25 protein-coding genes are annotated in these 26963 nt (G+C 75.7%); 14 read left to right on the forward strand and 11 right to left on the reverse strand.

Features of this window, described 5'->3' with window-relative positions; all coding sequences use genetic code 11:
- The first annotated feature begins 2 nt into the window (after window positions 1-2).
- The 10 genes from ACFQ8E_RS06085 (at window position 3) to ACFQ8E_RS06130 (ending at window position 9908) form a co-directional block, all read left to right on the forward strand.
- Window positions 3-431, forward strand: coding sequence for a cytidine deaminase (locus tag ACFQ8E_RS06085; RefSeq protein WP_430549688.1), 429 nt, complete (start codon window positions 3-5; stop codon window positions 429-431).
- Window positions 428-1771 (forward strand): thymidine phosphorylase, encoded by a 1344-nt coding sequence (locus ACFQ8E_RS06090; RefSeq protein ID WP_430549689.1) that lies wholly within the window; start codon window positions 428-430, stop codon window positions 1769-1771. Before ACFQ8E_RS06085 ends, ACFQ8E_RS06090 begins: the two co-directional genes overlap by 4 nt.
- Before the next feature lie 31 nt (window positions 1772-1802).
- Window positions 1803-2639 (forward strand): hypothetical protein, encoded by an 837-nt coding sequence (locus tag ACFQ8E_RS06095; RefSeq protein WP_430549690.1) that lies wholly within the window; start codon window positions 1803-1805, stop codon window positions 2637-2639.
- Between the two features lie 74 nt (window positions 2640-2713).
- Window positions 2714-2968, forward strand: a complete 255-nt coding sequence (locus tag ACFQ8E_RS06100) for a hypothetical protein (RefSeq protein ID WP_430549691.1) — start codon at window positions 2714-2716, stop codon at window positions 2966-2968.
- Window positions 2969-2987: 19 nt separating this feature from the next.
- Window positions 2988-4103 (forward strand): adenosine deaminase, encoded by a 1116-nt coding sequence (locus ACFQ8E_RS06105; RefSeq protein WP_430549692.1) that lies wholly within the window; start codon window positions 2988-2990, stop codon window positions 4101-4103.
- Window positions 4100-4843, forward strand: coding sequence for a deoxyribose-phosphate aldolase (gene deoC, locus ACFQ8E_RS06110; protein WP_430549693.1), 744 nt, complete (start codon window positions 4100-4102; stop codon window positions 4841-4843). Before ACFQ8E_RS06105 ends, deoC begins: the two co-directional genes overlap by 4 nt.
- An 8-nt stretch (window positions 4844-4851) precedes the next feature.
- Complete coding sequence (locus tag ACFQ8E_RS06115) at window positions 4852-5499, forward strand: ATP-binding cassette domain-containing protein (RefSeq protein WP_430549694.1); 648 nt, start codon at window positions 4852-4854, stop codon at window positions 5497-5499.
- 18 nt (window positions 5500-5517) lie between these two features.
- Window positions 5518-7098 carry a DUF6297 family protein gene (locus tag ACFQ8E_RS06120; RefSeq protein WP_430549695.1) on the forward strand — a complete coding sequence of 527 codons (1581 nt, stop codon included), beginning with the start codon at window positions 5518-5520 and terminating at the stop codon, window positions 7096-7098.
- 99 nt (window positions 7099-7197) lie between these two features.
- Window positions 7198-9006, forward strand: coding sequence for an oleate hydratase (locus tag ACFQ8E_RS06125; RefSeq protein ID WP_430549696.1), 1809 nt, complete (start codon window positions 7198-7200; stop codon window positions 9004-9006).
- 59 nt (window positions 9007-9065) lie between these two features.
- A complete protein-coding gene (locus ACFQ8E_RS06130; protein WP_430549697.1) occupies window positions 9066-9908 on the forward strand; it encodes a siderophore-interacting protein in 843 nt (280 codons plus the stop codon).
- A gap of 4 nt (window positions 9909-9912) precedes the next feature.
- On the opposite strand, the gene ACFQ8E_RS06135 is transcribed toward ACFQ8E_RS06130, so the two are convergent.
- Window positions 9913-11760 carry a phospho-sugar mutase gene (locus tag ACFQ8E_RS06135; protein WP_430549698.1) on the reverse strand — a complete coding sequence of 616 codons (1848 nt, stop codon included), beginning with the start codon at window positions 11758-11760 and terminating at the stop codon, window positions 9913-9915.
- Window positions 11761-11787: 27 nt separating this feature from the next.
- Window positions 11788-12639: a purine-nucleoside phosphorylase gene (locus ACFQ8E_RS06140; protein WP_430549699.1), complete on the reverse strand. Its 852-nt coding sequence runs from the start codon at window positions 12637-12639 to the stop codon at window positions 11788-11790.
- 68 nt (window positions 12640-12707) lie between these two features.
- Between ACFQ8E_RS06140 and ACFQ8E_RS06145 the strand changes: the two genes are divergently transcribed.
- A complete protein-coding gene (locus tag ACFQ8E_RS06145; protein ID WP_430549700.1) occupies window positions 12708-14216 on the forward strand; it encodes an NAD(P)H-quinone dehydrogenase in 1509 nt (502 codons plus the stop codon).
- 33 nt (window positions 14217-14249) lie between these two features.
- Here ACFQ8E_RS06145 and ACFQ8E_RS06150 read toward each other — a convergent pair whose 3' ends face one another.
- On the reverse strand, window positions 14250-14771 hold the full coding sequence (locus tag ACFQ8E_RS06150) for an NUDIX domain-containing protein (protein WP_430549701.1): 522 nt from the start codon (window positions 14769-14771) through the stop codon (window positions 14250-14252).
- 29 nt (window positions 14772-14800) lie between these two features.
- On the opposite strand from ACFQ8E_RS06150, the gene ACFQ8E_RS06155 reads away from it, so the two are divergent.
- On the forward strand, window positions 14801-16180 hold the full coding sequence (locus ACFQ8E_RS06155; protein ID WP_430549702.1) for an MFS transporter: 1380 nt from the start codon (window positions 14801-14803) through the stop codon (window positions 16178-16180).
- A 71-nt stretch (window positions 16181-16251) separates the two neighbouring features.
- On the opposite strand, the gene ACFQ8E_RS06160 is transcribed toward ACFQ8E_RS06155, so the two are convergent.
- The 4 genes from ACFQ8E_RS06160 to ACFQ8E_RS06175 all read right to left on the reverse strand — a co-directional run bounded on the left by ACFQ8E_RS06160 (window position 16252) and on the right by ACFQ8E_RS06175 (window position 21625).
- Complete coding sequence (locus tag ACFQ8E_RS06160) at window positions 16252-18042, reverse strand: acetyl/propionyl/methylcrotonyl-CoA carboxylase subunit alpha (RefSeq protein ID WP_430549703.1); 1791 nt, start codon at window positions 18040-18042, stop codon at window positions 16252-16254.
- Between the two features lie 176 nt (window positions 18043-18218).
- Complete coding sequence (locus ACFQ8E_RS06165; RefSeq protein WP_430549704.1) at window positions 18219-18881, reverse strand: Maf family protein; 663 nt, start codon at window positions 18879-18881, stop codon at window positions 18219-18221.
- A gap of 50 nt (window positions 18882-18931) precedes the next feature.
- Entirely contained in the window at window positions 18932-19858 is a 927-nt protein-coding gene (locus tag ACFQ8E_RS06170) for an AEC family transporter (RefSeq protein WP_430549705.1), read from the reverse strand.
- A gap of 33 nt (window positions 19859-19891) precedes the next feature.
- Window positions 19892-21625 (reverse strand): DUF885 domain-containing protein, encoded by a 1734-nt coding sequence (locus ACFQ8E_RS06175; protein WP_430549706.1) that lies wholly within the window; start codon window positions 21623-21625, stop codon window positions 19892-19894.
- Between the two features lie 71 nt (window positions 21626-21696).
- On the opposite strand from ACFQ8E_RS06175, the gene ACFQ8E_RS06180 reads away from it, so the two are divergent.
- The gene (locus ACFQ8E_RS06180) at window positions 21697-22890 is read left to right on the forward strand and encodes a glycerate kinase (RefSeq protein ID WP_430549707.1); all 1194 of its coding nucleotides are present in this window, start codon (window positions 21697-21699) and stop codon (window positions 22888-22890) included.
- A 4-nt stretch (window positions 22891-22894) separates the two neighbouring features.
- On the opposite strand, the gene ACFQ8E_RS06185 is transcribed toward ACFQ8E_RS06180, so the two are convergent.
- From ACFQ8E_RS06185 to ACFQ8E_RS06200, 4 genes are read right to left on the reverse strand one after another with little or no spacing between them, the layout of a single operon-like run.
- Window positions 22895-23467 (reverse strand): hypothetical protein, encoded by a 573-nt coding sequence (locus tag ACFQ8E_RS06185; RefSeq protein WP_430549708.1) that lies wholly within the window; start codon window positions 23465-23467, stop codon window positions 22895-22897.
- Window positions 23464-23706 carry an acyl-CoA carboxylase epsilon subunit gene (locus ACFQ8E_RS06190; RefSeq protein WP_430549709.1) on the reverse strand — a complete coding sequence of 81 codons (243 nt, stop codon included), beginning with the start codon at window positions 23704-23706 and terminating at the stop codon, window positions 23464-23466. The genes ACFQ8E_RS06185 and ACFQ8E_RS06190 overlap by 4 nt, the downstream gene beginning before the upstream one ends.
- Window positions 23703-24275, reverse strand: coding sequence for a hypothetical protein (locus tag ACFQ8E_RS06195; RefSeq protein ID WP_430549710.1), 573 nt, complete (start codon window positions 24273-24275; stop codon window positions 23703-23705). The genes ACFQ8E_RS06190 and ACFQ8E_RS06195 overlap by 4 nt, the downstream gene beginning before the upstream one ends.
- A gap of 45 nt (window positions 24276-24320) precedes the next feature.
- Entirely contained in the window at window positions 24321-25952 is a 1632-nt protein-coding gene (locus ACFQ8E_RS06200; RefSeq protein ID WP_430549711.1) for an acyl-CoA carboxylase subunit beta, read from the reverse strand.
- Between the two features lie 120 nt (window positions 25953-26072).
- Here ACFQ8E_RS06200 and ACFQ8E_RS06205 point away from each other — a divergent pair, with 120 nt between their 5' ends.
- Window positions 26073-26951 carry a biotin--[acetyl-CoA-carboxylase] ligase gene (locus tag ACFQ8E_RS06205; protein WP_430549712.1) on the forward strand — a complete coding sequence of 293 codons (879 nt, stop codon included), beginning with the start codon at window positions 26073-26075 and terminating at the stop codon, window positions 26949-26951.
- Window positions 26952-26963: the final 12 nt, after the last annotated feature.

Genomic DNA, 26963 nt, shown 5'->3' on the forward strand with positions numbered 1-26963 from the left:
CGATGGCGAGCACGAGTGGTCCGACCGTCGACTGGGAGGCGCTGCGCGCCGCGGCACGGGACGTCGTCGAGCGGGCGTACGTGCCGTACTCCGGCTTCCCGGTGGGTGCCGCGGCGCTCGTGGACGACGGCCGCGTGGTGGTGGGCTGCAACGTGGAGAACGCCGCCTACGGGGTGACGCTCTGCGCGGAGTGCTCGCTCGTGTCCGCCCTGGTCACGGGCGGGGGCGGCCGGCTCGTCGCGTTCACGTGCGTGGACGGCGCGGGGCGGACCCTCATGCCGTGCGGACGGTGCCGCCAGCTCCTGTGGGAGCACGGCGGCCCCGACCTGCTGGTGGAGTCCGTCCGGGGCGTCGTGCCCATGACCGAGGTGCTGCCGGACGCGTTCGGCGCACCGGACCTGGACCGATATCGCGAGGGGAGCGAGGCATGACCACGACGGGCAGCACGACGGGCAGCACGACGGGCAGCACGCCGGCCCACGAGGCGTTCGACGCCGTCGACGTCATCCGGACCAAGCGCGACGGGCACCCGCTCGAGGCGGAGCAGATCGACTGGGTGGTGGACGCCTACACGCGCGGCGCGGTCGCCGAGGAGCAGATGTCGGCCCTCGCGATGGCGATCCTGCTGCGGGGGATGACCCGCCCGGAGGTCGCGCGCTGGACCGGCGCGATGATCGCGTCCGGCGAGCGGATGGACTTCTCCGGCCTGTCGCGCCCCACCGCGGACAAGCACTCGACCGGCGGGGTGGGGGACAAGATCACGCTGCCGCTCGCGCCGCTCGTCGCGTCGTTCGGGGTGGCCGTGCCGCAGCTCTCGGGCCGCGGCCTCGGGCACACGGGCGGCACGCTGGACAAGCTCGAGGCGATCCCGGGCTGGCGGGCGGCGCTGAGCAACGCCGAGCTGATGGGCCAGCTCGAGGACGTCGGCGCGGTGGTCTGCGCGGCCGGGGCGGGGCTGGCCCCCGCCGACAAGAAGCTCTACGCCCTGCGGGACGTGACGGGCACGGTCGAGTCGGTGCCGCTCATCGCGAGCTCGATCATGAGCAAGAAGATCGCGGAGGGCACCGGCGCGCTGGTCCTCGACGTCAAGGTGGGCTCCGGCGCGTTCATGAAGGACCTCGACGCGGCCCGCGAGCTCGCCCGCACGATGGTCGACCTCGGCACGGACGCGGGCGTGCGCACGGTCGCGCTGCTCACGGACATGGCCGTCCCGCTCGGCCGCACCGCGGGCAACGCGCTCGAGGTGCGCGAGTCCGTCGAGGTCCTCGACGGCGGCGGGCCGGCCGACGTCGTCGACCTCACCGTCGCGCTGGCCGTGGAGATGCTCGCGGGCGCAGGGAAGCCCGTGCCCGAGCCCGAGGTGCGCGCGGCGCTGGCCGACGGCCGCGCCAAGGACGTCTGGCGCAGGATGATCGCGGCGCAGGGCGGCGACCCGGACGCGGAGCTGCCCCGGGCACGGGAGCGGCAGGACGTGGTCGCGGACCGGTCCGGCGTCCTCACCCGGCTGGACGCCTACGCCGTCGGCATCGCGGCCTGGCGGCTGGGCGCGGGGCGCTCGCGCCGCGAGGACCCGGTGCAGGCCGGGGCCGGCGTCGAGCTGCACGCGAAGCCGGGGGACGAGGTCTCCGCGGGTCAGCCGCTGCTCACCCTGCACACGGACACCCCGGAGCGGTTCGACCGCGCCCGGGCGGCGCTCGAGGGGCAGTGGGCGGTCGACGACGCCGTGGGCGGCGACGCGGCCCGACCGCTCCTGCTCGACCGGATCGGCTGAGCGGCACGGGCTGGTCGGGACGGTCGGGGCGATGGCGGCGCGGACGGTGCGCGTGACGGACGTCCTCGCGCTCGTGGGCGCGTTCGCCGGGCCGGCGTCGGTGCCGCCGCCCGTCGGACGGTTCGGCCGCCCGGAGGTGCCCGGCGACCTCGTCCCGGCGCTCGACGCGCTCGCCCCCGCGGTGCGGGCACGGGTGCTCGACCCGCTCGGCCGGGAGGACCCACCGCCGGTCCCGGGGCGCCCGCGGACGCTCGTGCTCCCCGCGTCCGACGGCGTCGTCGCCCCCGCGCGCCAGGTCGACGAGCGGACGTGCGGCGCGGCGGTGCTGGCCCTCCTGGCGCTCGCGGGCGACCCCCGGCTCGCGCTCGGGCTGAGCCGCGGGCCGCACGGGGTCGGCGCCGCGTTCGCCGCCGCCCAGCGGGTGCTGCACGCGCGCGCGACCCGGGGACCGGGCGGCCTCCCGCTGTGGCCTGCCGCCCTGGGCACCCCGCCGTGGGGCGCGGCCCGCGTCGCCCGGTACGGCCGCGTGCGGTACGGCCACCGGGTGGTCGGCGGCCGCACGGCCCGCACGGTGCTGGGCGCCGCCGTGGAGGCGGCGGGCGCCGGCGTGCCCGTCCCGCTGTACACGGGGGGCGACCTCGCCGGCGGCGTGTCGACGGCGGTGCCCCGGCACGTCGTCCTCCTTACGACCGTGCGGGGCGGTGTCGCGACGGTCTACGAGCCGTCGGCCGGCCGGCTGCACGCGGTGCCGGTCGCCGGGCTCGTCGCGGGCGCCCGCGGGCGTCGGGACGACCGGCTGCTCGCCCCCGCGCTCGGCGGCTGGCCGCACGTGGTGTGGGCGCTGCTGCCCCGGGACGCCCGCGGCTGACCGGCTCCTCTGGCGCGTCGCGGGTGCCGGGTCCACGATGGGAGCGTACCGCCGTCGAGCGAAGGGACAGCCCCATGAGCACCGCCCCGGACGACGCCTGGCGGGACGCCGGGCTGGAGAGCCCCGACGACACCACGAGCCTGGTCGAGGACGCCCTGACGGACGACGCGCAGGGTGGCGAGGACGCTGCGGCCGGCGGTCGCGCGGAGGAGTACAAGCCGCGGCACGCCCGGCCCGACCTGGACGGCGAGGCCGCGGAGGCCGACGTCGTCGAGCAGAGCCAGGAGGTCCCCGGGCTCGACGATCCCGAGGCCTCCGGAGACGCGTGATCGCCGGTAGGTTGGCCCCATGACGCAAGCCCTCGTCGACCTGATCCCCGCCCTGCCCAAGGTGCTGCTGCACGACCATCTCGACGGGGGCCTGCGACCGCAGACCGTCCTCGAGCTCGCCGCCGAGGTGGGCCACGAGCTCCCGGCGTCGGACGCCGAGTCGCTCGGCACCTGGTTCGTCGAGGCCGCGGACTCCGGGTCCCTGGTGCGGTACCTGGAGACGTTCGACCACACCATCTCCGTCATGCAGACGGCGGACGCCCTGGCACGCGTGGCGCGCGAGGCCGTGCTGGACCTCGCCGCGGACGGTGTCGTGTACGCCGAGCAGCGCTGGGCGCCGGAGCAGCACCTGTCCCGCGGGCTGACGCTGCCGGAGACGGTCGAGGCCGTGCAGGCGGGCATCGACGAGGGCATCCGCGAGGCGGCGTCGCGCGGGCAGATCATCCGCGTCGGGCAGCTGGTCACCGCGATGCGGCACACCGACCGCTGGCAGGAGGTCGCGGAGCTCGCGGTCGCGTACCGGGACCGCGGCGTGGTGGGCTTCGACATCGCCGGCCCGGAGGACGGGTTCCCGCCGTCGCGGCACGTGGAGATCTGGCGCTACCTGGCCGAGCAGGACTTCCCGACGACGATCCACGCCGGCGAGGCGGCCGGGCCGGCCTCGATCGCGGAGGCCGTCCACCTGGGCCAGGCCGACCGGATCGGCCACGGCGTGCGGATCGTCGAGGACATCGCGTTCCACGAGGGCTTCGACGACGACGGCGAGCGGCGCGCCGAGCTGGGGCGTCTCGCGCACTGGGTGCGCGACCACCAGATCGCGCTCGAGGTGTGCCCCGTGTCGAACCTGCAGACGGGCGCCACGACGGCGACGTCCGTGGCCGACCACCCGATCACGCGGCTCAAGGAGCTGGACTTCGCCGTCACGCTCAACACGGACAACCGCCTCATGTCCCGCACGTCCATGTCGAACGAGATGACGCGGCTCGTCACCGAGGCGGGGTGGACCATCGACGACCTGGCCGACGTGACCCTGACCGCCGCGTGGAGCACGTTCATGCATCACGACGAGCGCCGCGCGCTGGTCGACGACGTCATCCTGCCGGGGTACCAGCAGGTCGAAGGGGCGCAGCGATGAACCGTTCGACGCCGTCTGCCGCCCGGCCCGGGCAGGGCGACCTGCCCGCCGACGCCCTCGCGCTCGCGCGGTTCGTCGACCACACGCTGCTCAAGCCGGAGGCGACCACCGCCGACGTCACCGCGCTGGTCGAGGAGGGCGTCCGGCTGGGCGTGTTCTCGGTCTGCATCTCCCCGACGTTCGTCGCGCACGCGGCGCGGGTCGCGGCCGGTCGCCTCGCGGTGGCGACCGTGTGCGGCTTCCCGTCGGGCAAGCACGTCAGCGCGGTGAAGGCGGCCGAGGCGGCCCGATCCGTCGCCGACGGCGCCGACGAGGTCGACATGGTGATCGACGTCGGCGCGGCCAAGGAGGGCGCGTTCGACGCGGTCCGGGCGGACATCGCCGCCGTGCGCGCGGCCGTGCCCGCCGAGCACCTGCTCAAGGTCATCATCGAGGCGGCCGCGCTCACCGACGACGAGATCGTCGCCGTCTGCCGGGCCGCGCGGGACGCCGGCGCCGACTTCGTGAAGACCTCGACGGGCTTCCACCCGGCCGGGGGCGCCTCCGTGCACGCGGTGGAGCTCATGGCCGGCACGGTGGGCGGCGCGCTGGGGGTCAAGGCCTCCGGCGGGGTCCGGACCCTGGACGACGCGCTCGCCATGATCCGCGCCGGCGCCACGCGGCTGGGCCTGTCCGGGACCGCGGGCGTGCTCGCGGGCTTCGCCGGGGGCGAGCAGGCCGCCGCCGGGTCCGGCTACTGACCGCCGGCGTGCCCGAACCGCTCGTCGACGTCCGCGCCGCCACGCGCACGCACGGCACCGTCCAGGTCCTCGGGCCGACGTCCCTGACGCTGGGGCCCGGCGAGGCGGCCGCCGTCGTCGGGCCGAACGGCAGCGGCAAGTCCACGCTGCTGCGCCTGGTCGCGGGCAAGGACGAGCCGACGTCGGGCGACGTGCGCGTGCTCGGCCTGCCCGCCGGGCAGGCGCGCCTGCGGCGGCGGGAGGACGTCGCGCTGCTGCTGGGCGGCCTGTCCGCGTACCCCGACCTCACGGTCGCCGAGCACCTGCGCCTCGTCGCGTCGGCCTGGGCGGGACGCCATCGCGGCCCCGACGTCGAGACCGCGCTCGCGGAGGCCGAGCTCGACCGCGTGCGCGACCAGCTCCCGGGGGAGCTGTCGTCGGGTGAGGGGCAGATGTTCGCCCTCGCGACGACGCTCTACCGGCCCGCCCGTCTCGTGCTGCTCGACGAGCCGGAGCAGCGGCTCGACGCGCGCTGGCGTGCCGTGGCGCGGCGTCTCGTCGCGGGCGCGCTGGACGCGGGCAGGGCGCTGCTCGTCGCGACGCACGACCCGGACCTGCGCGCCGACCTCGCCCGCCGCGGCCGCGAGGTCGAGCTCGCGGCGCCGGGGCCGCGATGAGGATGCGGTGACGGCGCGGTGACGGGCGCCCCCCAGGTCCCGGCGGGGCACGTCGACGACGGCGCCCGCGTGCCGTACCCGCGCTGGCGGCGCTGGGTCGGCTCGCTGCGGCGCCGGGCGCTCGTCGTGCGGGCCGCGGAGTCCGGCGGCGACCCGCACGATCGCGTCTACCTCGGCTACGGGGTGGTGCTGCTCGCGCTCGTGTACGGGCCGGTCCTGTGGAGCGCCCTCGCCCAGGCGGCCGCGGCGGTGCCGCTGCCCGACGCGGTGGAGGGGCGGGCGGCGGCGCTGCTCGCCGGGTGGGCGCTGGGGCTCGGCGTCGCGTGCCTCGCCGGGCTCGCCGCAGCCCGGGCCGGAGGCCCGCTCTGGACGAGCCGTGCCGAGGCGACCTTCGCGCTCTCCGGCCAGTTCCGCCCGCGCGACGTGCTGCGGCGGCGAGCCGTGCTGCTCGCGCTCGCGGCGGCCGCCGGCGGCGCCTTCCTCGCGACCGCGGCCGCGGCGGGGCTCGCGGGCGGGGCCACCGCGGGCGCACCGGGGCCCCTCCTCGTCGCGGGAGCGGGCGCCGTCCTGCTGGCCCAGGTGCCGGTGGCCGTCGGCGCGGCGGCCCAGGCCCCGGGTCGGCGGCGCGCGGCCGTCGGGGTCACCCTGCTCCTGCTGGTGCTCGGCCTGGTGCTCGGCCTGGTCGCGGCCCTGGGCCCGGCCCTGGGCACCGTGTCACCCGTCCCCGCCCTGGCGCCGTCGCCCGGTGCGTGGGCCGGGGCGGTCGCGGGCGTCGCGCTGGTCGTGGCCGTCGGGCTGGCGTCGGCGTGGCTGGTGGTCCGGGTGCTGCCGGGCGAGCTCGACGTCGACCGGGCGGCCGCGGGCCAGTCGCGCACGGTGACGGCCGGACGCGGCCTGGTGGGTGGCGACTCCGGGGCGGTCGCGGACGTCCTCGGGCCGCGGGGCTACGCGGGCCGGTCGGCGCGGCTCCCCGCGCGGCTGCTGCGCCGCGCCCCGCTGGTGGCGCGCGACCTGCTCGGGCTGCGCCGCCGGCCGACGGCCCTGGTCGTCTCGCTCCTTGCGGGGTGCGCGGGGGCCGCGCTCGTGCGCCTCGGCGCGGAGGACGGGCCGGCGCTCGCGACCGTGGCGGGCGCCCTCACCCTGTACGGCGCGGCGCGGACCTGGACCGACGGGCTGCACGCGTTCGCCGCCCAGCCCCAGCCGGGCGCCCTCCTGCCCGGCACGGCGGCGCGCGCCGTCGCCGGGCACGCGGTCGTGCCCACGGTCCTGGGGCTGCTCGCCGCGGCCGCGGGAGCCGCCGGTGGGCGGGGCGAGGAGGCGGCCGCCGTCGTCCTCGTCGTCGTGCTGGTGCTGGCCGCGCGCGTCTGGGTGGCGGGCGCGACTGCAGCGCCGCCCGGCCTCTTCACGCCGATGATGACGCCGAACGGCGACATGTCCATGCTGGTGCTGGGCGCGTGGTACCTGCGCGGCTGGCTGGTCGTGGCGGCAGCCGCCTGGCTCCTCCAGCGCGCCGGTCCTGGCGCCGCGACGGCCGTGCTGGTGCTGGCGCTGGCGGCCGGGCTCGCCGCCACGGGGCTGCGGCGGTTCGCCCGGGCGTGACCCGGCACGCCGCTCCCGGTCGCGGTGCGGCGCCGTCCGGCGCAGGCTCGTGCCTGGGGCCCGTGACCCGGGGCCGCCACCCGACCGGAGGGACAGCGCGTGTACTACAGCAACGGGAACTACGAGGCGTTCGCGCGGCCCCGCAAGCCGGCCGGCGTCGACGACAAGTCGGCGTGGCTCGTGGGCGCCGGACTGGCGTCCATGTCCGCCGCGGCGTTCATGATCCGCGACGGGCAGCTGGCGGGGGAGCGGATCACGATCCTCGAGCGCCTGCGGCTGCCGGGTGGTGCACTGGACGGCATCAAGGAGCCGAAGAAGGGTTTCGTGGTGCGCGGGGGCCGCGAGATGGAGGACCACTTCGAGTGCCTGTGGGACCTGTTCCGGTCCGTGCCGTCGATCGAGGTCGAGGGCGCCTCGGTGCTCGACGAGTTCTACTGGCTCAACAAGGACGACCCGAACTTCTCGCTGCAACGGGCCACGGTGGACCGCGGCCGGGACGCGCGCACGGACGGCCTGTTCGCACTGTCGGAGAAGGCGCAGAAGGACATCGTGACCGTCTTCCTCGCGACGCGCGAGGAGATGGAGGGCAAGCGGATCGACGAGGTCTTCGGCCGCGAGTTCCTGGACAGCAACTTCTGGCTGTACTGGCGCACGATGTTCGCGTTCGAGGAGTGGCACAGCGCGCTCGAGATGAAGCTGTACATCCACCGGTTCGTGCACCACATCGGCGGGCTGCCGGACTTCTCCGCGCTGAAGTTCACCAAGTACAACCAGTACGAGTCCCTGGTGCTGCCGCTGTACCGCTGGCTGCTCGACCAGGGCGTGACGTTCCGGTTCTCGACCGAGGTCACGGACGTCGACTTCGAGATCCGCCCCGGCCGCAAGCAGGCGACGCGGATCCACTGGGTGGCCGACGGCGAGCCGGGCGGCGTCGACCTCGGCGAGGACGACCTCGTGCTGGCGACGATCGGCTCGCTCACGGAGAACTCCGACGACGGCGACCACCACACCCCGGCCCGACTCGACACGGGCCCCGCGCCGGCCTGGGACCTGTGGCGCCGGATCGCGGCGAAGGACCCCGCGTTCGGGCACCCGGACGTCTTCGGCGGCGACGTCGAGAGCACGAAGTGGGAGTCGGCGACCGTCACGACCCTCGACCCGCGCATCCCCGAGCACATCCGGCGGATCTGCAAGCGCGACCCGTTCAGCGGCAAGGTCGTCACGGGCGGCATCGTCACGGTGAAGGACTCGAGCTGGCTGATGAGCTGGACGGTCAACCGGCAGCCGCACTTCAAGCAGCAGCCGCCCGACCAGGTCGTGGTGTGGGTGTACTCGCTGTTCGTCGACACCCCGGGCGACTACGTGCGCAAGCCGATGCAGGAGTGCACGGGCGAGGAGATCACCCGCGAGTGGCTCTACCACCTGGGCGTGCCGACCGACCAGATCGACGAGCTCGCGGCCACCGGGGCCAGGACGGTGCCCGTGATGATGCCGTACGTCACCTCCTTCTTCATGCCCCGGCACGCGGGCGACCGGCCGGACGTGGTGCCCGACGGCGCGGTGAACTTCGCGTTCATCGGCCAGTTCGCCGAGACGAGCCGGGACTGCATCTTCACGACCGAGTACTCGGTGCGCACGGGCATGGAGGCCGCCTACCGCCTGCTCGACATCGAGCGCGGCGTGCCGGAGGTCTTCGGCTCCACCTACGACGTGCGGACGCTGCTCAAGGCCACGAGCCGCCTGCGCGACGGCGAGGAGGTGGACCTGCCGGGCCCGAGGTTCCTGCGCGAGCGGCTGCTGCGGCGTCTCGACGGCACGCAGATCGGCGAGCTGCTCACCGACTTCGGGCTGATCCCCGAGCTCGACGGGACCGCCCGCCGCGACCGTGTGGACGACGCCGTGGAGTGAGCGCGGTGACGAGCCTCACACCGGACGGGGCGCCCGAGGGAAGTTAGGCTCACCTCACCATGTCTGACACGCAGCCCCAGGCCCCCGCCGGCCCGCCCGCCCGCAAGCGCACCCCTCGGCACGCGACCGTCACGGCCGTCCACCGGCACACCCCGCACCTGGTGCGGGTCACGATCGCGGGCCCCGAGCTCGCGGAGATCGACCTCACCGGACACACCGACACCTACGTGAAGCTGGTGCTCGGGGAGCTGGCGGACGGCCGTCCGCTGCTGCGCGCCTACACGGTGCGCGCGCGCCGCGACGCGGCCGTCGCGGCGTCGGGCGAGGTGGAGTGGGACCTCGACCTCGTGGTGCACGGGGACGCCGGCGTGGGCGGGCCGTGGGCGGTGCGGGTGCAGCCGGGGGAGCCGGTGACGTTCCTCGGCCCGGGCGCCGGCTACGCGCCCGACCCGCAGGCGCCGTGGCACCTGCTCGTGGGCGACGACGCCGCCCTGCCCGCGATCGCGGCCTCGCTCGAGGCGCTCCCGGCCGGCGCGGTCGCGCACGTCGTCGTCGAGGTCCCCGGGCCCGAGGACGAGCAGGAGCTGGCCAGCGCCGCCGACCTCACGCTCACGTGGGTGCACCGCGGCACCGGCGACCTGGCCGGCACCGTGCGCGCCGCCCACGCCGCCGGGGAGCTCCCCGCGGGGGCGCCGCACGTCTTCCTGCACGGCGAGGCGGGCATGGTGCGCGACCTGCGCCGCTGGGTCCGCACCGAGCTGGACGTGCCGCGCGAGCTGCTGTCGGCGTCGGGCTACTGGCGCCGCGGCAGCGACGACGAGGACTGGCGCGCCCGCAAGGGCGAGTGGAAGGCCGCCGTCGACCAGGACGACGCCGCTCTGGTCGGCGGAGCGGTCGGCTGACCGTTCAGAGCCCCAGCGCGGTCCGGAGGTCGGCCTTGATCCGGTCGAGCTTCTTGTGCGCCGCGACGCGCAGCCGGCCGACGTCGACCGCCGACGCGTCCGCGGCCACGGGCTCCACGACCTCCAGGTAGCACTTGACCTTCGGCTCGGTCCCGCTGGGTCGCACCACGACGCGCGTGTCGTCGGCACCCAGGAGCACGACGCCGTCCGTGGGCGGCAGACCGTCGATGCCGTCGGACAGGTCGAGCACGTCGGCGACGCCGGCCCCCGCGAGCGTGCGCGGCGGCGACGTGCGCAGCCGCGCCATCGTGTCGGGGATGCGTGACAGGTCGTCGAACCGGACGGAGAGCTGGTCGGTGACGAACAGGCCGTTCTCGCGGGCGACGTCGTCGAGCGCGTCCACGAGCGTGCGCCCGGCGGCCTTCTCCCGGGCGGCGAGCAGGGCCACGAGCACCGCGGTGCTCAGGCCGTCCTTGTCGCGCACGCGGGCCGGGTCCACGCAGTAGCCCAGCGCCTCCTCGTACCCGAAGACCAGCCCGGGGGTGCGGGCGATCCACTTGAAGCCCGTGAGGGTCGTCGCGTGCCCGACCCCGTAGCGGACCGCGATCGAGGACAGCACCCGGGAGGACACGACCGAGGAGGCCACGACCGGGCCGACGCCGGACCCGTCCGGCGCGGGCACCTCGCCGCGGGCGATGCGGCGCACCGCCTCCCGCCCGAGCAGGGCGCCCACCTCGTCGCCGTGCAGCATCCGCCAGCCGTGCGAGCGGGCCGTCTCCGCACCCTGGTGCGTGCCGTGGCTCGGGTCGTAGACGGCGACCGCGCACCGGTCGGCGTCGGGGTCGTTGGCGATCACCACGTCGGCGTGCGCCTCGGCGAGGGCGACCGCCATGTCGATCGCACCGGGCTCCTCGGGGTTGGGGAACCGGACCGTGGGGAACGCCGGGTCCGGGTCGAGCTGCTCCTCCACCGGCAGCACCCGCGTGAAGCCGGCGTCGGCCAGCACCCGGGCGAGGACGCGGCCGCCGACGCCGTGCAGGGAGGTCGTGACGACGCGCAGCGCCGCCCGCTCCTGCGGCCCGGTGGACGTGCCCGCCCGCTCGGCCAGGTCGTGCACCGACGCGACGTACGCGTCGACCACCTCGCGGCCGAGGACGCGCCAGCCCGACTCCACCCGCGGGACCCCCGACGGCGGACCGGCGGCGGAGATGGCCTCGGCGATGCGGGCGTCGTGGGGCGGCACGATCTGCGCCCCCTGGCCGGCGTCGGTGACGACGCGGCCGCCGAGGTACACCTTGTAGCCGTTGTCCTGCGCCGGGTTGTGGCTCGCGGTGACCATGACGCCCGCGTCGGCGTCGAGATGGCGCACCGCGAACGCGAGCACCGGGGTGGGCAGGGCGGAGGGGAGCAGCAGCACCTCGTGGCCGGCGGCGGTGAGCACCGCGGCGGTGTCGGTCGCGAACGTCGACGAGCGGTCCCGGGCGTCGTAGCCGACCACCACGCGCGCGGTCACACCCCGGCCCAGCACCGACGTGAGGTACGTGCCGAGGCCGGACGCCGCCGTCGTGACGACCGCGCGGTTCATCCGGTTCGGGCCCGGCGCCATCGCGCCGCGCAGCCCCGCCGTGCCGAACTGGAGCGAGCCCGCGAACCGGTCGCGCAGCAGCGCGACGGCGTGCTCGCGCGTGCTCGGCCGCTCGGACGACGTCTGCTGGGCGAGCCGGGACAGCTCCGCCTTGTCGTCGTCGTCGACGTCGTAGCGGATCCAGCGCTCCACCTCGTCGAGCAGGGTGGACAGGGCGGTCGCCGTCGCGGCCGGCTCGAAGGCCGGGTCGTCGGTGTCCAGGCTCATGGCGGATCCCTCCGTCGGGTGCTCGGCTTACAGGGCGGTGACGATGCGGGCGAGGAGCTCGCTGATGCGCGGGCCGGCGGCCTGGCCGGCCTCCAGCACCTCCTCGTGCGACAACGGCTGCGGGCTGATGCCCGCGGCGAGGTTGGTCACGAGGGACACGCCGAGCACCTCCATGCCGGCGTGCCGGGCGGCGATGGCCTCGAGCGTGGTCGACATGCCGACCAGGTCCGCGCCCATGAGGCCGGCCATCTTCACCTCGGCGGGCGTCTCGTAGTGCGGCCCGGGGAACTGCGCGTACACGCCCTCGGGCAGCTCCGGGTCGACGGTGCGGGCGATCTCGCGCAGGCGCGGCGAGTACAGGTCGGTGAGGTCGACGAACGTCGCGCCCTCGAGGGGGGACGTGGCCGTGAGATTGAGGTGGTCGCGGATGAGGACCGGCTGGCCCGGGCGCCACGCGATGTGCAGGCCGCCGCAGCCGTTGGTGAGCACGACGCTCTCGCAGCCGGTGGCCGCCGCGGTGCGCACCCCGTGGGCGACGCGCCGCACCCCCTTGCCCTCGTACAGGTGCGTGCGCCCGCCGATGACGAGCGCGTGCCGCACCGCGCCGTCGGGCCGCTCCACGCGGATCGAGCGGGTCGTCGCCGCGTGGCCCGCCACGGCGGGCCGGGCGAAGCCGGGGATCTCGTGGGTCGGGATCTCCGCCACGACGTCGCCGACCAGCTCGGCGGCACCGCCCCAGCCCGAGCCCAGGACGAGGGCGACGTCGTGCCCCGGCACCCCGGTCGCCTCGGCGATGTGGTCGGCCGCGGCGCGGGCGACGTCGAACGGGTCGGTGGTCGGGTCGTCGAGGTCCCCGACGCTGCGGCTCGTGGTGCTCATGGTCCCGAGGGTAGTCCGGGCGGGGGCACGCCGCCGCGCCGGCACCGGGGGCCCGGCGGCCTGACACAATGGCCCCCGTGCCCTCCGTGAACACCCCTTCCCCGGACACCTCGGCCTCCACCGGCGCCGCCACCCGCGGCATCCCCGAGGCCGACCCGCGCCCCCCGCACGTCGTCGTCGTCGGCGGCGGACCGGGCGGCTACGAGGCCGCCCTCGTCGCCCGCCGCCTCGGAGCCCGCGTCACCGTCGTCGAGCGGCACGGCCTCGGCGGTGCCGCCGTGCTCACCGACGTCGTGCCCTCCAAGACGCTCATCGCCACCGCCGAGTGGTTCACCACGGCCGAGCAGGGGCCCGAGCTCGGCGTCCGCGGGGAGGCACCGGCGGGCGAGCGCCGCGACCTGGTCGACCTCGAGGCCGTCAACGCCCGCGTGCTCGCGCTCGCCGACGCGCAGTCGCGCGACATCCACTCCCGCCTCGAGCGCGAGGGCGTCGAGATCGTCGTCGGCGAGGGCCGGCTCGACGGTCCGTCGCGGGTCGTCGTCGACACGGGCACGGACACCGACCCGGGCACGACGACGCTCGACGCCGACACCGTGCTGCTCGCCGTCGGCGCCACGCCGCGCACGCTGCCCACCGCCGTCCCCGACGGGGAGCGCATCCTCACGTGGACGCAGCTCTACGGCCTCGCTGAGCTGCCCGAGAAGCTGATCGTCGTCGGGTCCGGCGTCACCGGCGCCGAGTTCGCGGGCGCCTACCAGGCCCTCGGCTCGCAGGTCGTGCTCGTCTCCTCCCGCGACCGGGTGCTGCCCGGCGAGGACATGGACGCCGCCGAGCTGCTCGAGGGCGTCTTCCGTGCCCGCGGCATGACCGTCATGTCGCGGTCGCGCGCGGCGTCCGCGGTGCGCACCGAGGACGGCGTCGCCGTCACGCTCACCGACGGCCGCGTCGTCGAGGGCTCGCACGTGCTCATCGCCGTCGGCGGGGTGCCCTCCACCGCCGGGATCGGCCTCGAGGAGGCGGGCGTGCGCCTGGCGGCGAGCGGGCACGTCGAGGTGGACCGCGTCTCGCGCACCTCCGTGCCCGGCGTCTACGCCGCGGGCGACTGCACCGGCGTGCTGCCGCTCGCGTCCGTCGCGGCCATGCAGGGCCGCATCGCGATGTCGCACGCCCTCGGCGATGCCGTCGCGCCGCTCAAGCCGGGCCGCGTCGCCGCCAACATCTTCACCGCGCCGGAGATCGCCACGGTCGGCCTCAGCGAGTCGACGCTCCGCGAGCGGGGCTACCGCTACGTCACGACGACGCTGCCGCTGGCGCGCAACCCGCGCGCCAAGATGCTGGGCATGCGCGACGGCTTCGTGAAGCTCTTCGCCCACCCGGACGCCGGCGTCGTGCTCGGCGGCGTCGTCGTGGCCCCGCGTGCCAGCGAGCTGATCTTCCCGATCACCCTCGCCGTCGCGCACCGCCTCACCGTGGACGACGTCGCCGACTCCTTCACCGTCTACCCGTCGCTGTCCGGGTCGGTGGCCGAGGCCGCGCGCGTGCTGCACGGGCAGTCGGGGGAGGGCGCCGCCGTCTGACGGTCGCGCCTGGCCCCGCCGAGAGGCTGGTGGTCAGGGGCGGCCGTCGAGCCGCGCCCGCAGCGCGGGCCACGCCACGGCGAACGCGGGCAGCAGCGGGAGGGTCGCCACGTCGTCCACGGCGACCCACCGCACCTCGAGGCTCTCCGGGTCGGCCGCGCCGGGCGTCACGCGGGCACCCGGGGCGACGTCCGCGAGCACGGTGGTGTAGGCCCACGGGCCGTGGTCGAGCACGTGCGTGCCCAGCACGTGCACCGCGCGCGGCTCCACGGCCGCCTCCTCGAGGCTCTCGCGCAGGGCGCCGTCCACGGGCGTCTCGTCCGGGGCGAGCGCGCCGCCCGGGACGCCCCACGTGCCGCCCTGGTCCGACCAGACCGCGCGGTGCTGCAGCACGACGTCGGTCACCGGGCCCGGCGCGGTCGAGGACGGCGCGCGCCGCGCGAGCAGCAGCCCGGCCGCGCCGTACAGGCCCCAGTGCCGGTGGTCACCGCAGGCCACCCAACCGTCCCCGGGGTGCCGGTGGAGGGTCTCGCGCGGGGGAAATCGGCTGGGCACGCGGTCAGGGTACAGGCGACGATGGGACGGTGAGCGCGCACGGCACCGATGAGTTCCCCGACCCCGCACCGTCACCCACCACCATGGACGACCTGCCCGACGAGACACCCGACGAGACACCCGACGAGATGCCCGGCTGGAAGCGCAACGTCGCGATCTTCCTCACCGGCCAGACGATCTCGCTGCTCGGGTCGATGCTCGTGCAGTTCGCCGTGATGTGGCACCTGACGATCGTCACGCAGTCGGGGTCCGTGCTCATGCTCAGCATCGTGTTCGGCATGCTGCCGCAGGCGTTCATGTCGATCTTCGGCGGTGTGTGGGCCGACCGGCACTCCCGCAAGCTGCTGATCATCGGCGCGGACAGCGCGATCGCGACGATCACGCTCGCGCTCGCGCTGCTGATGCTGTCCGGCGTCGACGACCTGTGGCTGATCTACGTGGCGCTCGCGGTCCGCTCCACGTTCGCCGGCATCCAGACGCCCGCCGTGAACGCGATGGTGCCGCAGATCGTGCCGGCGCCGCAGCTCATCCGCATCAACGGGATCAACCAGTCCATCCAGTCCGGGATGATGCTGCTCGCCCCCGTGGTGGCGGCCGCGATCTACGCGAGCTTCGACATCGTCGCGGTGTTCTTCGTGGACGTCGTCACCGCGGTGCTCGGCATCGGCATGCTGCTGCTGGTCACCGTGCCGCGCCTGGTCCGGCACGACGACGCCGCGCCCGAGGACGGGGCGCCGCAGAAGCCGAGCTACTTCGGGGACCTGGCCGCGGGCGTCCGCTACATCCGCGGCCACGGTGCCGTGAAGTGGCTCATGACCATCTTCGCCACGACCATGGTGCTCATCGGCGCGCCGTCCTACCTCACGCCGCTCATGGTGACCCGGACGTTCGGCGAGGAGGTCTGGAAGCTCACCACGAACGAGGTGTTCTGGGCGGCCGGCATGCTCGCGGGCGGGCTCGCGATGGCGTTCGTCGGGACCCGCGTGACCAACCGTGTGGCGCTGATCGTCGGGAGCACCCTCGCGGCGGGGGTGTTCACCGCCGGGCTCGGCCTGTCCACGAACATGTGGGTCTTCTTCGTCCTGGGACTGCTGATCGGCGTCACGTTCACGCTGATGTCCGCCCCCAGCATGGCCATCCTGCAGGAGACGGTCGAGCCCGAGATGCAGGGCCGCGTCTTCGGCTTCGTCGGCATCGTCATGACCGTCGCCATGCCGCTGAGCATGGTCGTCTTCGGCCCGCTCGCCGACCGGTACTCGGTGCAGGTGCTGCTGGTCGTCGCCGGCGCGCTGCTCGTCGCCTTCGTCGCGGCCGTGCTGTCCGTCCCGTCCGCGCGGCGGTCGCTCGCCGCCATCGCGCGACCGGCGACGGACGAACCCGCCGAGGTCGTACCGGATCCCGCGAGGTAGGACTACCTCGCGGGGACCCGTGCTACCTCGCGGGGACCCGTGCTACCTCGCCGAGGGGGTGCTCCCTCGGGTCAGTCGACGATCTCGCAGATGGCGGCTCCGGCGGTGACGCCGTCGCCGGGTGCGGCGGACAGCGCGCGCACGGTGCCGGCCTTGTGCGCCAGCAGCGGCTGCTCCATCTTCATGGCCTCGAGCACGACGACGAGGTCGCCCTCGGCCACCTGCGCGCCGTCCTCGACGGCGACCTTGACGATGGTGCCCTGCATCGGTGAGGCGAGGGTCGCGCCGCTCGCGGCGGAGGACGCGCGGCCGTTGCCGCGGCGGGCGGGACGGCGGGCGGCGCTCGCGCGGCGCGCGCGACCGGCGGCCACGCCCAGACCGGCGGGCAGCACGACCTCGAGGCGGCGGCCGCCGACCTCGACGACGACGCGCTCGGCCAGCTCCTCGGCCGGCTCCTCGGCGTCGGGCACCGGAGCCGCGGCGGCCGGGGCGAGCCTGCCCAGCTCGTCGGCGAAGTCCGTCTCGATCCAGCGGGTGTGCACGCGGAACGCCGATCCGTCGGTGGGGACGAAGTCCTCCGCCTCCATCACCGCGCGGTGGAACGGCACGACGGTGGGGATGCCCGCGACCTCGAGCTCGCGCAGCGCGCGGCGGGCGCGCTGCGCCGCCTGCTCGCGGGTGGCGCCCGTGACGATCAGCTTGGCGATCATCGAGTCGAAGGCGCCCGAGATCGTGTCGCCCTCGACGACGCCCGTGTCGACGCGCACGCCCGGGCCCGACGGCCAGCGCAGCGTGGAGACGGTGCCGGGGGAGGGCAGGAAGCCCGCGGCCGGGTCCTCGCCGTTGATGCGGAACTCGAAGGAGTGACCGCGCGGGGCGGTGCTGTCGTACCCGAGCGGCTCGCCCGCCGCGATGCGCAGCTGCTCGCGCACGAGGTCGATGCCGGTGATCTCCTCGGTGACCGGGTGCTCCACCTGGAGGCGGGTGTTGACCTCGAGGAACGACAGGGTGCCGTCCGTCCCGACGAGGAACTCGCAGGTCCCGGCACCGACGTAGCCCGCCTCGGTGAGGATGGCCCGCGAGGCGCGGTCGAGCTCGGCCTCCTGCTCCGGGGTGAGGAACGGCGCGGGCGCCTCCTCGACCAGCTTCTGGTGGCGGCGCTGCAGCGAGCAGTCGCGGGTGGAGACCACCACGACGTTGCCGTGCGCGTCGGCGAGGCACTGCGTCTCGACGTGCCGGGGGCGGTCGAGGAAGCGCTCCACGAAGCACTCGCCGCGACCGAACGCCGCCACGGCCTCGCGCACCGCGGACTCGTACAGCTCGTCGATCTCGTCGGCGCTGCGGGCGACCTTGAGGCCGCGGCCGCCGCCGCCGAACGCCGCCTTGATCGCGATCGGCAGGCCGTGCTCCGCGGCGAAGGCGTGGACCTCGTCCGCGCCGTTCACGGGGTCGGACGTGCCCGGGACCAGCGGCGCGCCCGCGGCCTTCGCGATGTGCCGCGCGCTCACCTTGTCGCCGAGGGACTCGATCGCCGCGGGCGGCGGGCCGATCCACACCAGGCCGGCGTCGAGGACCGCCTGGGCGAACTGGGCGTTCTCCGACAGGAACCCGTAGCCGGGGTGCACCGCGTCCGCGCCCGAGCGGCGCGCGACGTCGAGTAGCTTCTCGACGTCGAGGTAGGTGTCGGCCGCGCGCTGGCCCTGCAGCGCGAACGCCTCGTCGGCGAGCCGCACGTGCAGCGCGTCACGGTCGGAGTCGGCGTAGACGGCGACGGAGGCGATCCCGGCGTCGGTGCAGGCACGGGCGATGCGGACGGCGATCTCGCCGCGGTTCGCGACGAGGACCTTGCTGATGGTGGGCACGGCTCACGGTAACGCGTGCGCCGCCGTCCTCCGGCACCTGCGGGACGCCCGCGCCGAAGTCTGTGCCGGGTACCAACGACGATCCGGGCCGTTTGGAGGGATCCCACATGGACCCGGGCGGTAGGTGGTGCCGGATGCTCCCGGAGTTGGTGGTTTCGACAGTGGATTCGGCAGGCTCAGCGGGGGTCGCGGAGCGAGCGCCAGGGGACCTCCAGCTCGCCCAGCAGCTCGCGCAGCAGGGGCAGGCTCAGCCCGACGACGCCGTGGTGGTCGCCGTCGATCCGGTCCACGTACGGGCCGCCGAGGCCGTCGATCGTGAACGCGCCCGCCACGTGCAGTGGCTCGCCCGTCGCGACGTAGGCGTCGATCTCGTCGTCGTCGACGTCGGCGAAGTGCACGGTGGTGGACGACGAGGCGCCGAGCGTGCCGCCCGTGCCGCCGTCCTCGGGCGCGCGGAGGTCCACGAGCCAGTGGCCGGTGTGCAGCACGGCCGCGCGGCCGCGCATCGCGCGCCAGCGGCGGCGGGCGTCCGCGGCGTCGGCCGGCTTGCCCAGCACCTCGCCGTCCAGCTCGAGCATCGAGTCGCAGCCGAGCACGAGGGCGGACACCTCGTCGTCGTCCTCCTCCAGGCGCGCGCTCACGTCCTCCGCCTTGGCCTGGGCCAGGACGAGGACGGCGTCCGCGGGCTCGAGGTCGCCGCCGAACCCTGCGCGCGCCGCGTCGAGCACGGCGGGCTCGTCGACGGCGGAGACGACGACCCGGGGCGTGACGCCGGCCGCGGCCAGCGTGGCCAGGCGGGCGGGGGACTGGGAGGCGAGGACGAGGCTCACGGAAGGCACGGGTCGCACCCTACCGATCGGACGGCGGCCGGACCGGCGACCGGACCGGCTCAGCCCGTGTGCAGCAGCAGGGACGACACCAGCAGGACGACCGGCGAGGCGACGGTCGTGACCAGGATCGTGTCGCGCGCCAGCAGCTCGCCGGTCCGGAAGCGCGCCGCGTAGTTGTACACGTTCTGCGCCACGGGCAGCGCGGCGAGGGTCACGGCCGAGGCGACCTGCGCGGCGTCCAGCCCGAACGCGTACCGCGCGAGGACGAACGCGACCGCCGGCATGACCGCGGCCTTGAGCACGGACGCCACCACGACGGCCGTCCGCCCGCCGGGCTGCTGGAACGGGCGCGACCCGTGCAGCGACATCCCGAACGCGAGCAGGATCATCGGCACCGCCGCGCCGCCGAGGATCTCCAGCGGCGCGAGCACGGGCGCCGGGACGTCCCACCCGGTCAGCGAGACGACGGCGCCCGCGAGCGACCCGAGGATGATCGGGTTGCGCACCGGCTGCGCGAGCACGAACCGCACCGACACCCGCCCGGACGTCTGGGCGTCCAGCACCAGCAGCGTCAGGGGGGCGAGGATCAGCAGCTGCAGCAGGATCACCGGCACGACGACGGCCGGGTCGCCCAGCACGTACACGGCCACGGGGAGGCCGATGTTGTTGGCGTTCACATAGCCGGCCGAGACGGCGCCGATCGTCGCCTCCGCGGCGGGCCGGCGCAGCCACAGCAGGTTGGCGACGACGAAGAGCGCGGCGACCGCCACCGCGGAGAGCGCCTGCACCAGCAGGGGCGCCTGGAAGAGCTCGCCGACGTCGGCGTCCGCGATGACCGTGAACAGCAGCGCGGGGCTGGCGACGAAGAACCCGATGCGGTTGAGCGCGGTCCGGGCCTCGGGGCCGCCGAGGCGCAGGCGCGCCGCGACGTACCCGACGGCGATGACCACGCCGATGATCGCGAAGCCGGTGAGGATGCCTTCCATGCCGGTCGACCTGCGGGGCGGGGGCGCGCCGCGTCAGCGGGCGTCGCGCAGGGCGCCGGTCAGCACGTCGAGGCCCACCGAGCCGAGGCTCAGCGCCCGGGCGTGGAACGCCCGCAGGTCGAACTCCTCGCCGCGCGCCCGCGCTGCGGTCCGGGCGTCGTCGCGGGCCTGCTCCCAGAGGCGCTGGCCCACCTTGTACGACGGTGCCTGGCCGGGCCAGCCCAGGTAGCGGTTGAGCTCGAACCGCACGAACGACTCGGGCATGTTGACGTTCGCCTGGAGGAACGGCCACGCCTTGTCCGCGTCCCACACGCCCCCGCCCCAGCGCTCGGGGGCGGGCTTGCCGAGGTGCACGCCGATGTCGAGCACCACGCGGGCGGCGCGCATCCGCTGCGCGTCGAGCATGCCGAACCGGTCGCCCGGGTCGTCGAGGTGGCCGAGGTCGGCCATGAGCCGCTCGGCGTACAGGGCCCAGCCCTCGCCGTGCCCGGAGACCCAGCACATGAGGCGGCGCCACGAGTTCAGGGTGTCGCGCGCGACGACGGCGGCCGCGCACTGCAGGTGGTGGCCGGGGACGCCCTCGTGGTAGACGGTCGTCTTCTCGCGCCAGGTGTTGAACTCCGTGACGTCGGCGGGCACGGACCACCACATGCGGCCCGGCCGCGAGAAGTCGTCGCTCGGGGGCGTGTAGTAGATGCCGCCGGTCTGGGTGGGGGCGATGCGGCACTCGATGGTGCGCACGGGGCCCTCGATGTCGAAGTGCGTGCCCGCGAGGTCCTCGATCGCGGCGTCGGCGGTCTCCTGCATCCAGCGGCGCAGCGCGTCCGTGCCGTGCAGCGTGCGGGCCGGGTCGGCGTCCAGAGCGGCGACCGCGTCCTCGACGCTCGCGCCCGGGCCCGCGATCTGCCGGGCCACGGCCTCCTGCTCGGCGACGATGCGGGCGAGCTCGTCGAGACCCCACTCGTACGTCTCGTCGAGGTCCACCTCGGCGCCGAGGAACTCGCGGGAGAAGCGCGCGTAGCGCTCGCGGCCCACGGCGTCGCGCTCCGGCGCCTGCGGCGCGAGGTCGCGCTCGAGGAACTCGGCGAGGCGGGCGTAGGCACCGCGCGCGGCCGTCGCGCCACGCTCCAGCTCGGCGCGCACGAGGCTGCACGCGGCCGACTCGTCGAGCACCGCGGCGGCGTCCTCGCCGCGCACGAGGCCCAGGAAGAAGGAGTCCTCGCCGGCGAGCTCGCGCGACTGGGACACGCCCTCGCGCACCTGCCGGATCGCGGCGACCTGGCCGCGCCGCGCCGCCTCGGTGAGCGACGCGACGTAGCCGTCGATCGCGTCGGGCACCGCGTTGAGCCGCGCGGCGACGTTCTCCCAGGCCTCGACCGAGCCGGTGGGCATGAGGTCGAAGACGTCGCGCAGCTGCTGCACCGGCGACTCGATGTTGTTGAGGCTCGCCAGCGGCTCGCCCGCGTCGTGCAGCTCGAGCGCCAGGCCCACGCGCTCGCGCATCGCGGCCAGGGTGACCTGGTCGACGGCGTCGAGCCGGCCGCCGTCGCGCTCGGCCGCGTCCAGCTCGCGCAGCACGGCGCGGTCGGACTCGGCCCGGGCCTCGTGCCCGGCGGGGGACAGGTCGGTCATGCGGTGGTCGTGACCCGGCAGGCCGATCGCCGTGGCGAGCAGCGGGTCGAGCTCGGCGGACCGGGCGACGTACGCGTCGGCGACGGCGTCGACCGCGGAAGGGGTGCGGGGCGGGAGGGGGGTGCTCGAGGTCACAGGACGCACCCTATCGACCCGGCCCGAGACGGCGCGCCGTCTTTCCACCCCGCCGGGTACGGTCTGTCCTCGTGCACGAGGACGTGAAGAACACCCCCGGCCCCCGGACCCGACCCCTGAACGTGGTGGTCGCCCCCGACTCGTTCAAGGGCAGCGCCACGGCGACGCAGGTGGCCGCGGCGCTCGCGGCCGGGGCCCGCGCCGCCCTGGGCGCCGACGCCGACGTGCGCGCCGTGCCGTTCGCCGACGGCGGCGAGGGCACCCTGGACGCGATCCTCGGGGCGTGGGGCGAGGACCCGCGCACCTGTGCCACGACCGACGCGCTGGGCCGGCCCACGACGGCGCGCTACGGCGTCTCGCCCGACGGCCGCACCCTCGCGGTCGAGGCGGCGGAGGCCTACGGGCTGCCGAAGGTGTCGGACGTCGCGCCGCGCCCGCTGGACGCGACCAGCCACGGCGTCGGCACCGTGGTGCTCGCCGCTCTCGACGCCGCGCCGGAGGCCGAGGAGGTCGTGCTGTTCGTCGGCGGCTCCGCCACGACCGACGGCGGCGCGGGCGTGCTCGAGGCGCTCGGCGCGGTGCTGCTCGACGCCGACGGCTCGGCGGTGGCGCCGGGCGGCGGCGGGCTGCGCTCGCTGGCGCGGATCGACCTGGACGGCCTCGACCCCCGCGCCCGCGCGCTGCGGTGGCGCATCGCGTGCGACGTCGACAACCCGCTGCTCGGACCGCGCGGCGCGGCCGCCGTCTTCGGGCCGCAGAAGGGCGCGACGGCCGGCGACGTCGCGGTGCTCGACGACGGGCTCGCGCACCTCGCCGACGCGCTCGCCGCCGCGACCGGCCACGACGCCCGCGACCTGCCCGGCGCCGGAGCCTCCGGCGGGCTGCCGGTCGGCCTGTCCGCCGCGCTCGGGGCCGAGCTGGTGCCCGGCGGGGAGCTCGTCGCCGAGGCGGTGGGGCTTTCCGAGGCTCTGGCGGGGGCCGACCTCGTGCTCACCGGGGAGGGCCGCCTCGACGAGCAGTCCCTGCACGGCAAGGTCGTGGACACCGTGGTGCGGCTCGTGGCCGGCCGGGCGGCGGTCGTCGTCGTGGCGGGCGGCGTGGAGCTCACGCCCGCGCAGGTCGCGGACGCCGGGATCGCGGCGGCGTTCTCCCTCGCACCGGGGCCGCGCACGCTCGCCGAGCTCTCCCGCGACGCCGTGGTCGAGCTGGAGCGCACGGCGGCGCACGCGTGCCGGCTGTTCGCGGCGGGCCGCGCCTCGCGCTGACGCGTCAGCGCTTGCGGGTGCGCCGGCGCACGGCGTCGGCCCAGCCGCGGTGGTACCGCACCACGACGGTCTCGGTGCCCGGCGCCCACCAGACGGCGACGGGGTCGCCGTCGCGCGGCGGCGGGAGCTGCTCCTCCTCGTCCCGGCGCACCAGGTGCGAGAAGGCGCGGTCGGCGGTGCCGTCGTCCGTCGGGTAGGACACGAGGCCGCTGAGCAGGAGGCCGGAGCTCGTGCGGCGCTCGTTCACCGAGACCGTCCCCGTGGCCGCCCGGGGGGCCGCGCCGAACGCCGCGGCGTCGCGCCCCTCGGCGGCCTGGCGCTGGTCGTCCCGGTAGCGGACCAGGGCGGCGACGGCGGTGATCATGAGGCCGGCGAGCATGGCCATGAACAGCCAGAGCTCGACCTCGCCGGACGGGTCCTCGATCGTGCGTCGCAGCACGTAGAGGGCCGCGGTCACGACCAGGGCGGGCGCCCACAGCCACCGTCGCAGCCAGCCCGGGCGCGGGGGAACGGGCAGCTCCGCCAGCGGGGCGTCGACGTCGTCGGGGCTCTCGACCTGCTGCCAGACGACGCTCACGAGTGCAGGCTCCAGCGCCACGCGTCGGCGTTGTGCCGTCCCCAGCGACCGCCGAAGCTCTTCGCCGTCACGCCCGCGCCGTTGCCGCGCACCGTGCGGGCGCGGTTGGTCCACTCCTCGACCGGCGTCTCGTCGTCGGGCAGTCCGCTCGCCGACGCGACCGCCGCGAGCCCGGCCACGAGGGCGGCGACCTCGACGTCGTCGGGCCGCCCGCGCACCACGCGCACCTCGTTGCTCATCGGGCACCTCCGAGCGGGTCGTCGCCGTCCTCGTCATCCAGCTCGTCGTCCAGCTCGTCGTCGCCGAACTCGACGGCCGCCCCGCGCGACGTCGCCCACTCCGCGACCTCGTAGCCGCCGTCGAACAGCCGCTGCGCGACGTCGCCGCCGGCCTCGTCCAGCAGCTCGACGACGCCGTCCAGGGTGCCGGGCGAGCCGGGCGCCGGGTCGGCCACGACGAAGCCGAGGTAGAACACCTCGGCCGGCACGGCGCCCTCCGGGGCGTCGTGCGCGTGCTCGGGCTCCTCGTCGTCGCCCTCCCACACCGAGCTCGTGAGGTCGGGGTGCATGCCGAGGCCGTCGTGCAGCGCGTCGAAGACGGCGGCGTTGAGCTGGCCCACCCGGTTCTCCAGCGCGAGCACCCGCGGGTCCTCGTCCGCCTCGGAGGCGCCGAACTCGGCGCGCACGCCGACCGCGGTCTGCACGTACTCGTGCAGGGCGGCGGCCAGCGCGTCGACGGCGTGGTGCATGGGCTCGGGGTCGACCGACCCCAGCGGGGCGGGTCCGTGCGTGGCGTCCTCGTGGCTCATCTGCTCATTCTTCCCGGTTTCGACGGTGCTCAACCACCGGCGGCGTCACAGGGGGATGTTGCCGTGCTTCTTGGGCGGCAGGCTCGCGCGCTTGGTGCGCAGCGCCCGCAGCGCGCGCACCACCTGGACCCGCGTCTCGGACGGCCGGATGACGGCGTCCACGTAGCCGCGCTCGGCCGCGTCCCACGGGTTGACGATCGCCTCGGTGTACTCGTCGGTGAGGCGCTGCCGCTCCGCCTCGACGTCGCCGCCGGACTCCGCGACCTCCTTGAGTGCCGAGCGCTGCAGGATGTTCACCGCCCCCGACGCGCCCATGACCGCGACCTGCGCCGTCGGCCAGGCGAGGTTGACGTCTGCTCCGAGCTGCTTGGAGCCCATGACGATGTACGCGCCGCCGTAGGCCTTGCGCGTGATGACGGTGACCAGCGGCACGGTGGCCTCGGCGTACGCGTAGATGAGCTTGGCGCCGCGGCGGATGATGCCCTGGTGCTCCTGGCCGACGCCGGGCAGGAAGCCGGGCACGTCGACGAACGTCAGCACGGGCAGGTTGAACGCGTCGCACGTGCGCACGAACCGGGCCGCCTTCTCCGCGGCGTCGATGTCGAGCGTGCCCGCCATGGACAGCGGCTGGTTGGCGATGATGCCCACCGACTGCCCCTCCACGTGGCCGAAGCCGATCAGCACGTTCTGCGCGAACAGCGGCTGCACCTCGAGGAACGACTCCGGGTCGAGGACGGCCTCCACGACGGCCCGCATGTCGTAGGGCTGGTTGTCGCTGTCGGGGACGAGGACGTCGAGCGCCTCGTCGTCCTCGGTGACCTCCAGAGGCGTCTCGTCCTCGGGCGGGAACGACGGCGCGTCGCCCAGGTTGTTCTGCGGCAGGTAGCCCACGAGGTGGCGCACGTAGTCGATCGCGTCGTCCTCGTCCGCGCCCAGGTAGTGCGCCACGCCGGACTTGGCGTTGTGGGTGCGGCCGCCCCCCAGGGTCTCGAAGTCGACGTCCTCGCCCGTCACCGTGCGGATCACGTCCGGGCCGGTGATGAACATGTTGGACGTGCCGTCCGCCATGACGATGAAGTCGGTCAGGGCGGGGGAGTAGACGGCGCCGCCCGCGCTGGGGCCGAGGATGAGCGAGATCTGCGGGATCACGCCGGAGGCCGCGACGTTGCGCCGGAACATCTCGGCGAACTGCGTGAGCGCGGCCACGCCCTCCTGGATGCGCGCGCCGCCGCCGTCCGAGATGCCGATGATCGGCACGCCGGTGCGCAGCGCGAGGTCCTGCACCTTGGCGATCTTCTCGCCGTGCACCTCGCCCAGCGAGCCGCCGAAGACCGTGAAGTCCTGGCTGAACACGCACACCTGGCGCCCGTCGATCGTGCCGTGGCCCGTCACGACGCCGTCGCCCGCCACGCGCCGCTTGTCGAGGCCGAAGTTGCGGCTGCGGTGCACGGCGAGGGCGTCGAGCTCGACGAAGCTGCCCTCGTCCAGCAGCGCCTCGATGCGCTCGCGGGCCGTCTTCTTGCCGCGCGGGTGCTGCCTGGCCTTCGCCTTCTCCTCGGCGTCGGTCACGGCCTGGGACCGGCGGCGCTCCAGGTCGGCGAGCTTGGCGGCGGTGCCGGAGAGGGCGGGCGGCTCGGCGCTGGTCGAGGGGCCGGTCGAGGGGGTGGCGTCGTTCACCCGACCGACCCTAGTTGGTGGGTTGCCACGCATCGATGCGCGACAGGCTGCGGCCCGCCCGGATTCTTTGGAGGGACCCCACAAAGGGTCGGTGGCCGGCCGATGGGGCACGATCGGACCGTGACCAGTGCTCCTCGCCGTGACCCCCTCGACGTCCCCGCGCTGCGCCGCGCCCTGCTCGCGCCGGCGGGCCCCCTCGCCCGGCTCGACGTCGTCGAGGTCTCCGGGTCCACGAACGCCGACCTCGCCGCGGCCGTGCGGCGGGCGCCGGGGGAGTGGCCGGCGCCCGCGGCCCTCGTCGCCGAGCACCAGGTCGCCGGGCGGGGCCGTGCGGGGCGCGCCTGGGAGACGCCGGCACGCGCCGCGCTCACCGTCTCGGTGCTGCTGCGTCCGCGGCTCGGTCCCGCCCGGCTGGGCTGGCTGCCCCTGCTCGCCGGGCTCGCGGTCGCCCGGGCCGTCGACTCCGCCGGGGTGCCCGGCGCCGCGGTGAAGTGGCCCAACGACGTGCTGCTGCCGGCCGCTGACGACGTGGCCGGGCTGGGGCCGTTCCGCAAGGTCGCGGGGGTGCTCGCGGAGGTGGTGCCGGCCGCCGGGGTCCCGGGCGTCGTCGTCGGCGTCGGGCTGAACGTCGACCAGGCCGCGGCCGAGCTGCCCGTGCCGACCGCGACGTCGCTGGCGCTCGCGGGGGCGCGGGCCTCCCGCGAAGCCCTGCTCGAGGCGCTCGTGCGGGGCCTGGTCGAGGCCGTCGGCGCGCTGGAGGACGCCGGGGGCGACGCGGGCGCGGCGGGCCTCGCGGCGGCGTACGCGGCGCGGTCGGCCACGCTCGGTCACCCGGTGCGCGCCGAGCTGGCCGGTGGCACCGACGTCGTCGAGGGCGAGGCGCTGCGGGTCGACGCGGACGGCAGCCTCGTGCTCGCGACGGGCGCGGGCGAGCGGGCCGTCACCGCCGGCGACGTGCACCACCTGCGCCGCTCCCAGCCGGGGCACAGCCCGCGCTGACTACAGTGGGGG

It is taken from the genome of Isoptericola sp. NPDC056573, from assembly GCF_042793335.1.
Lineage (GTDB): Bacteria > Actinomycetota > Actinomycetes > Actinomycetales > Cellulomonadaceae > Isoptericola.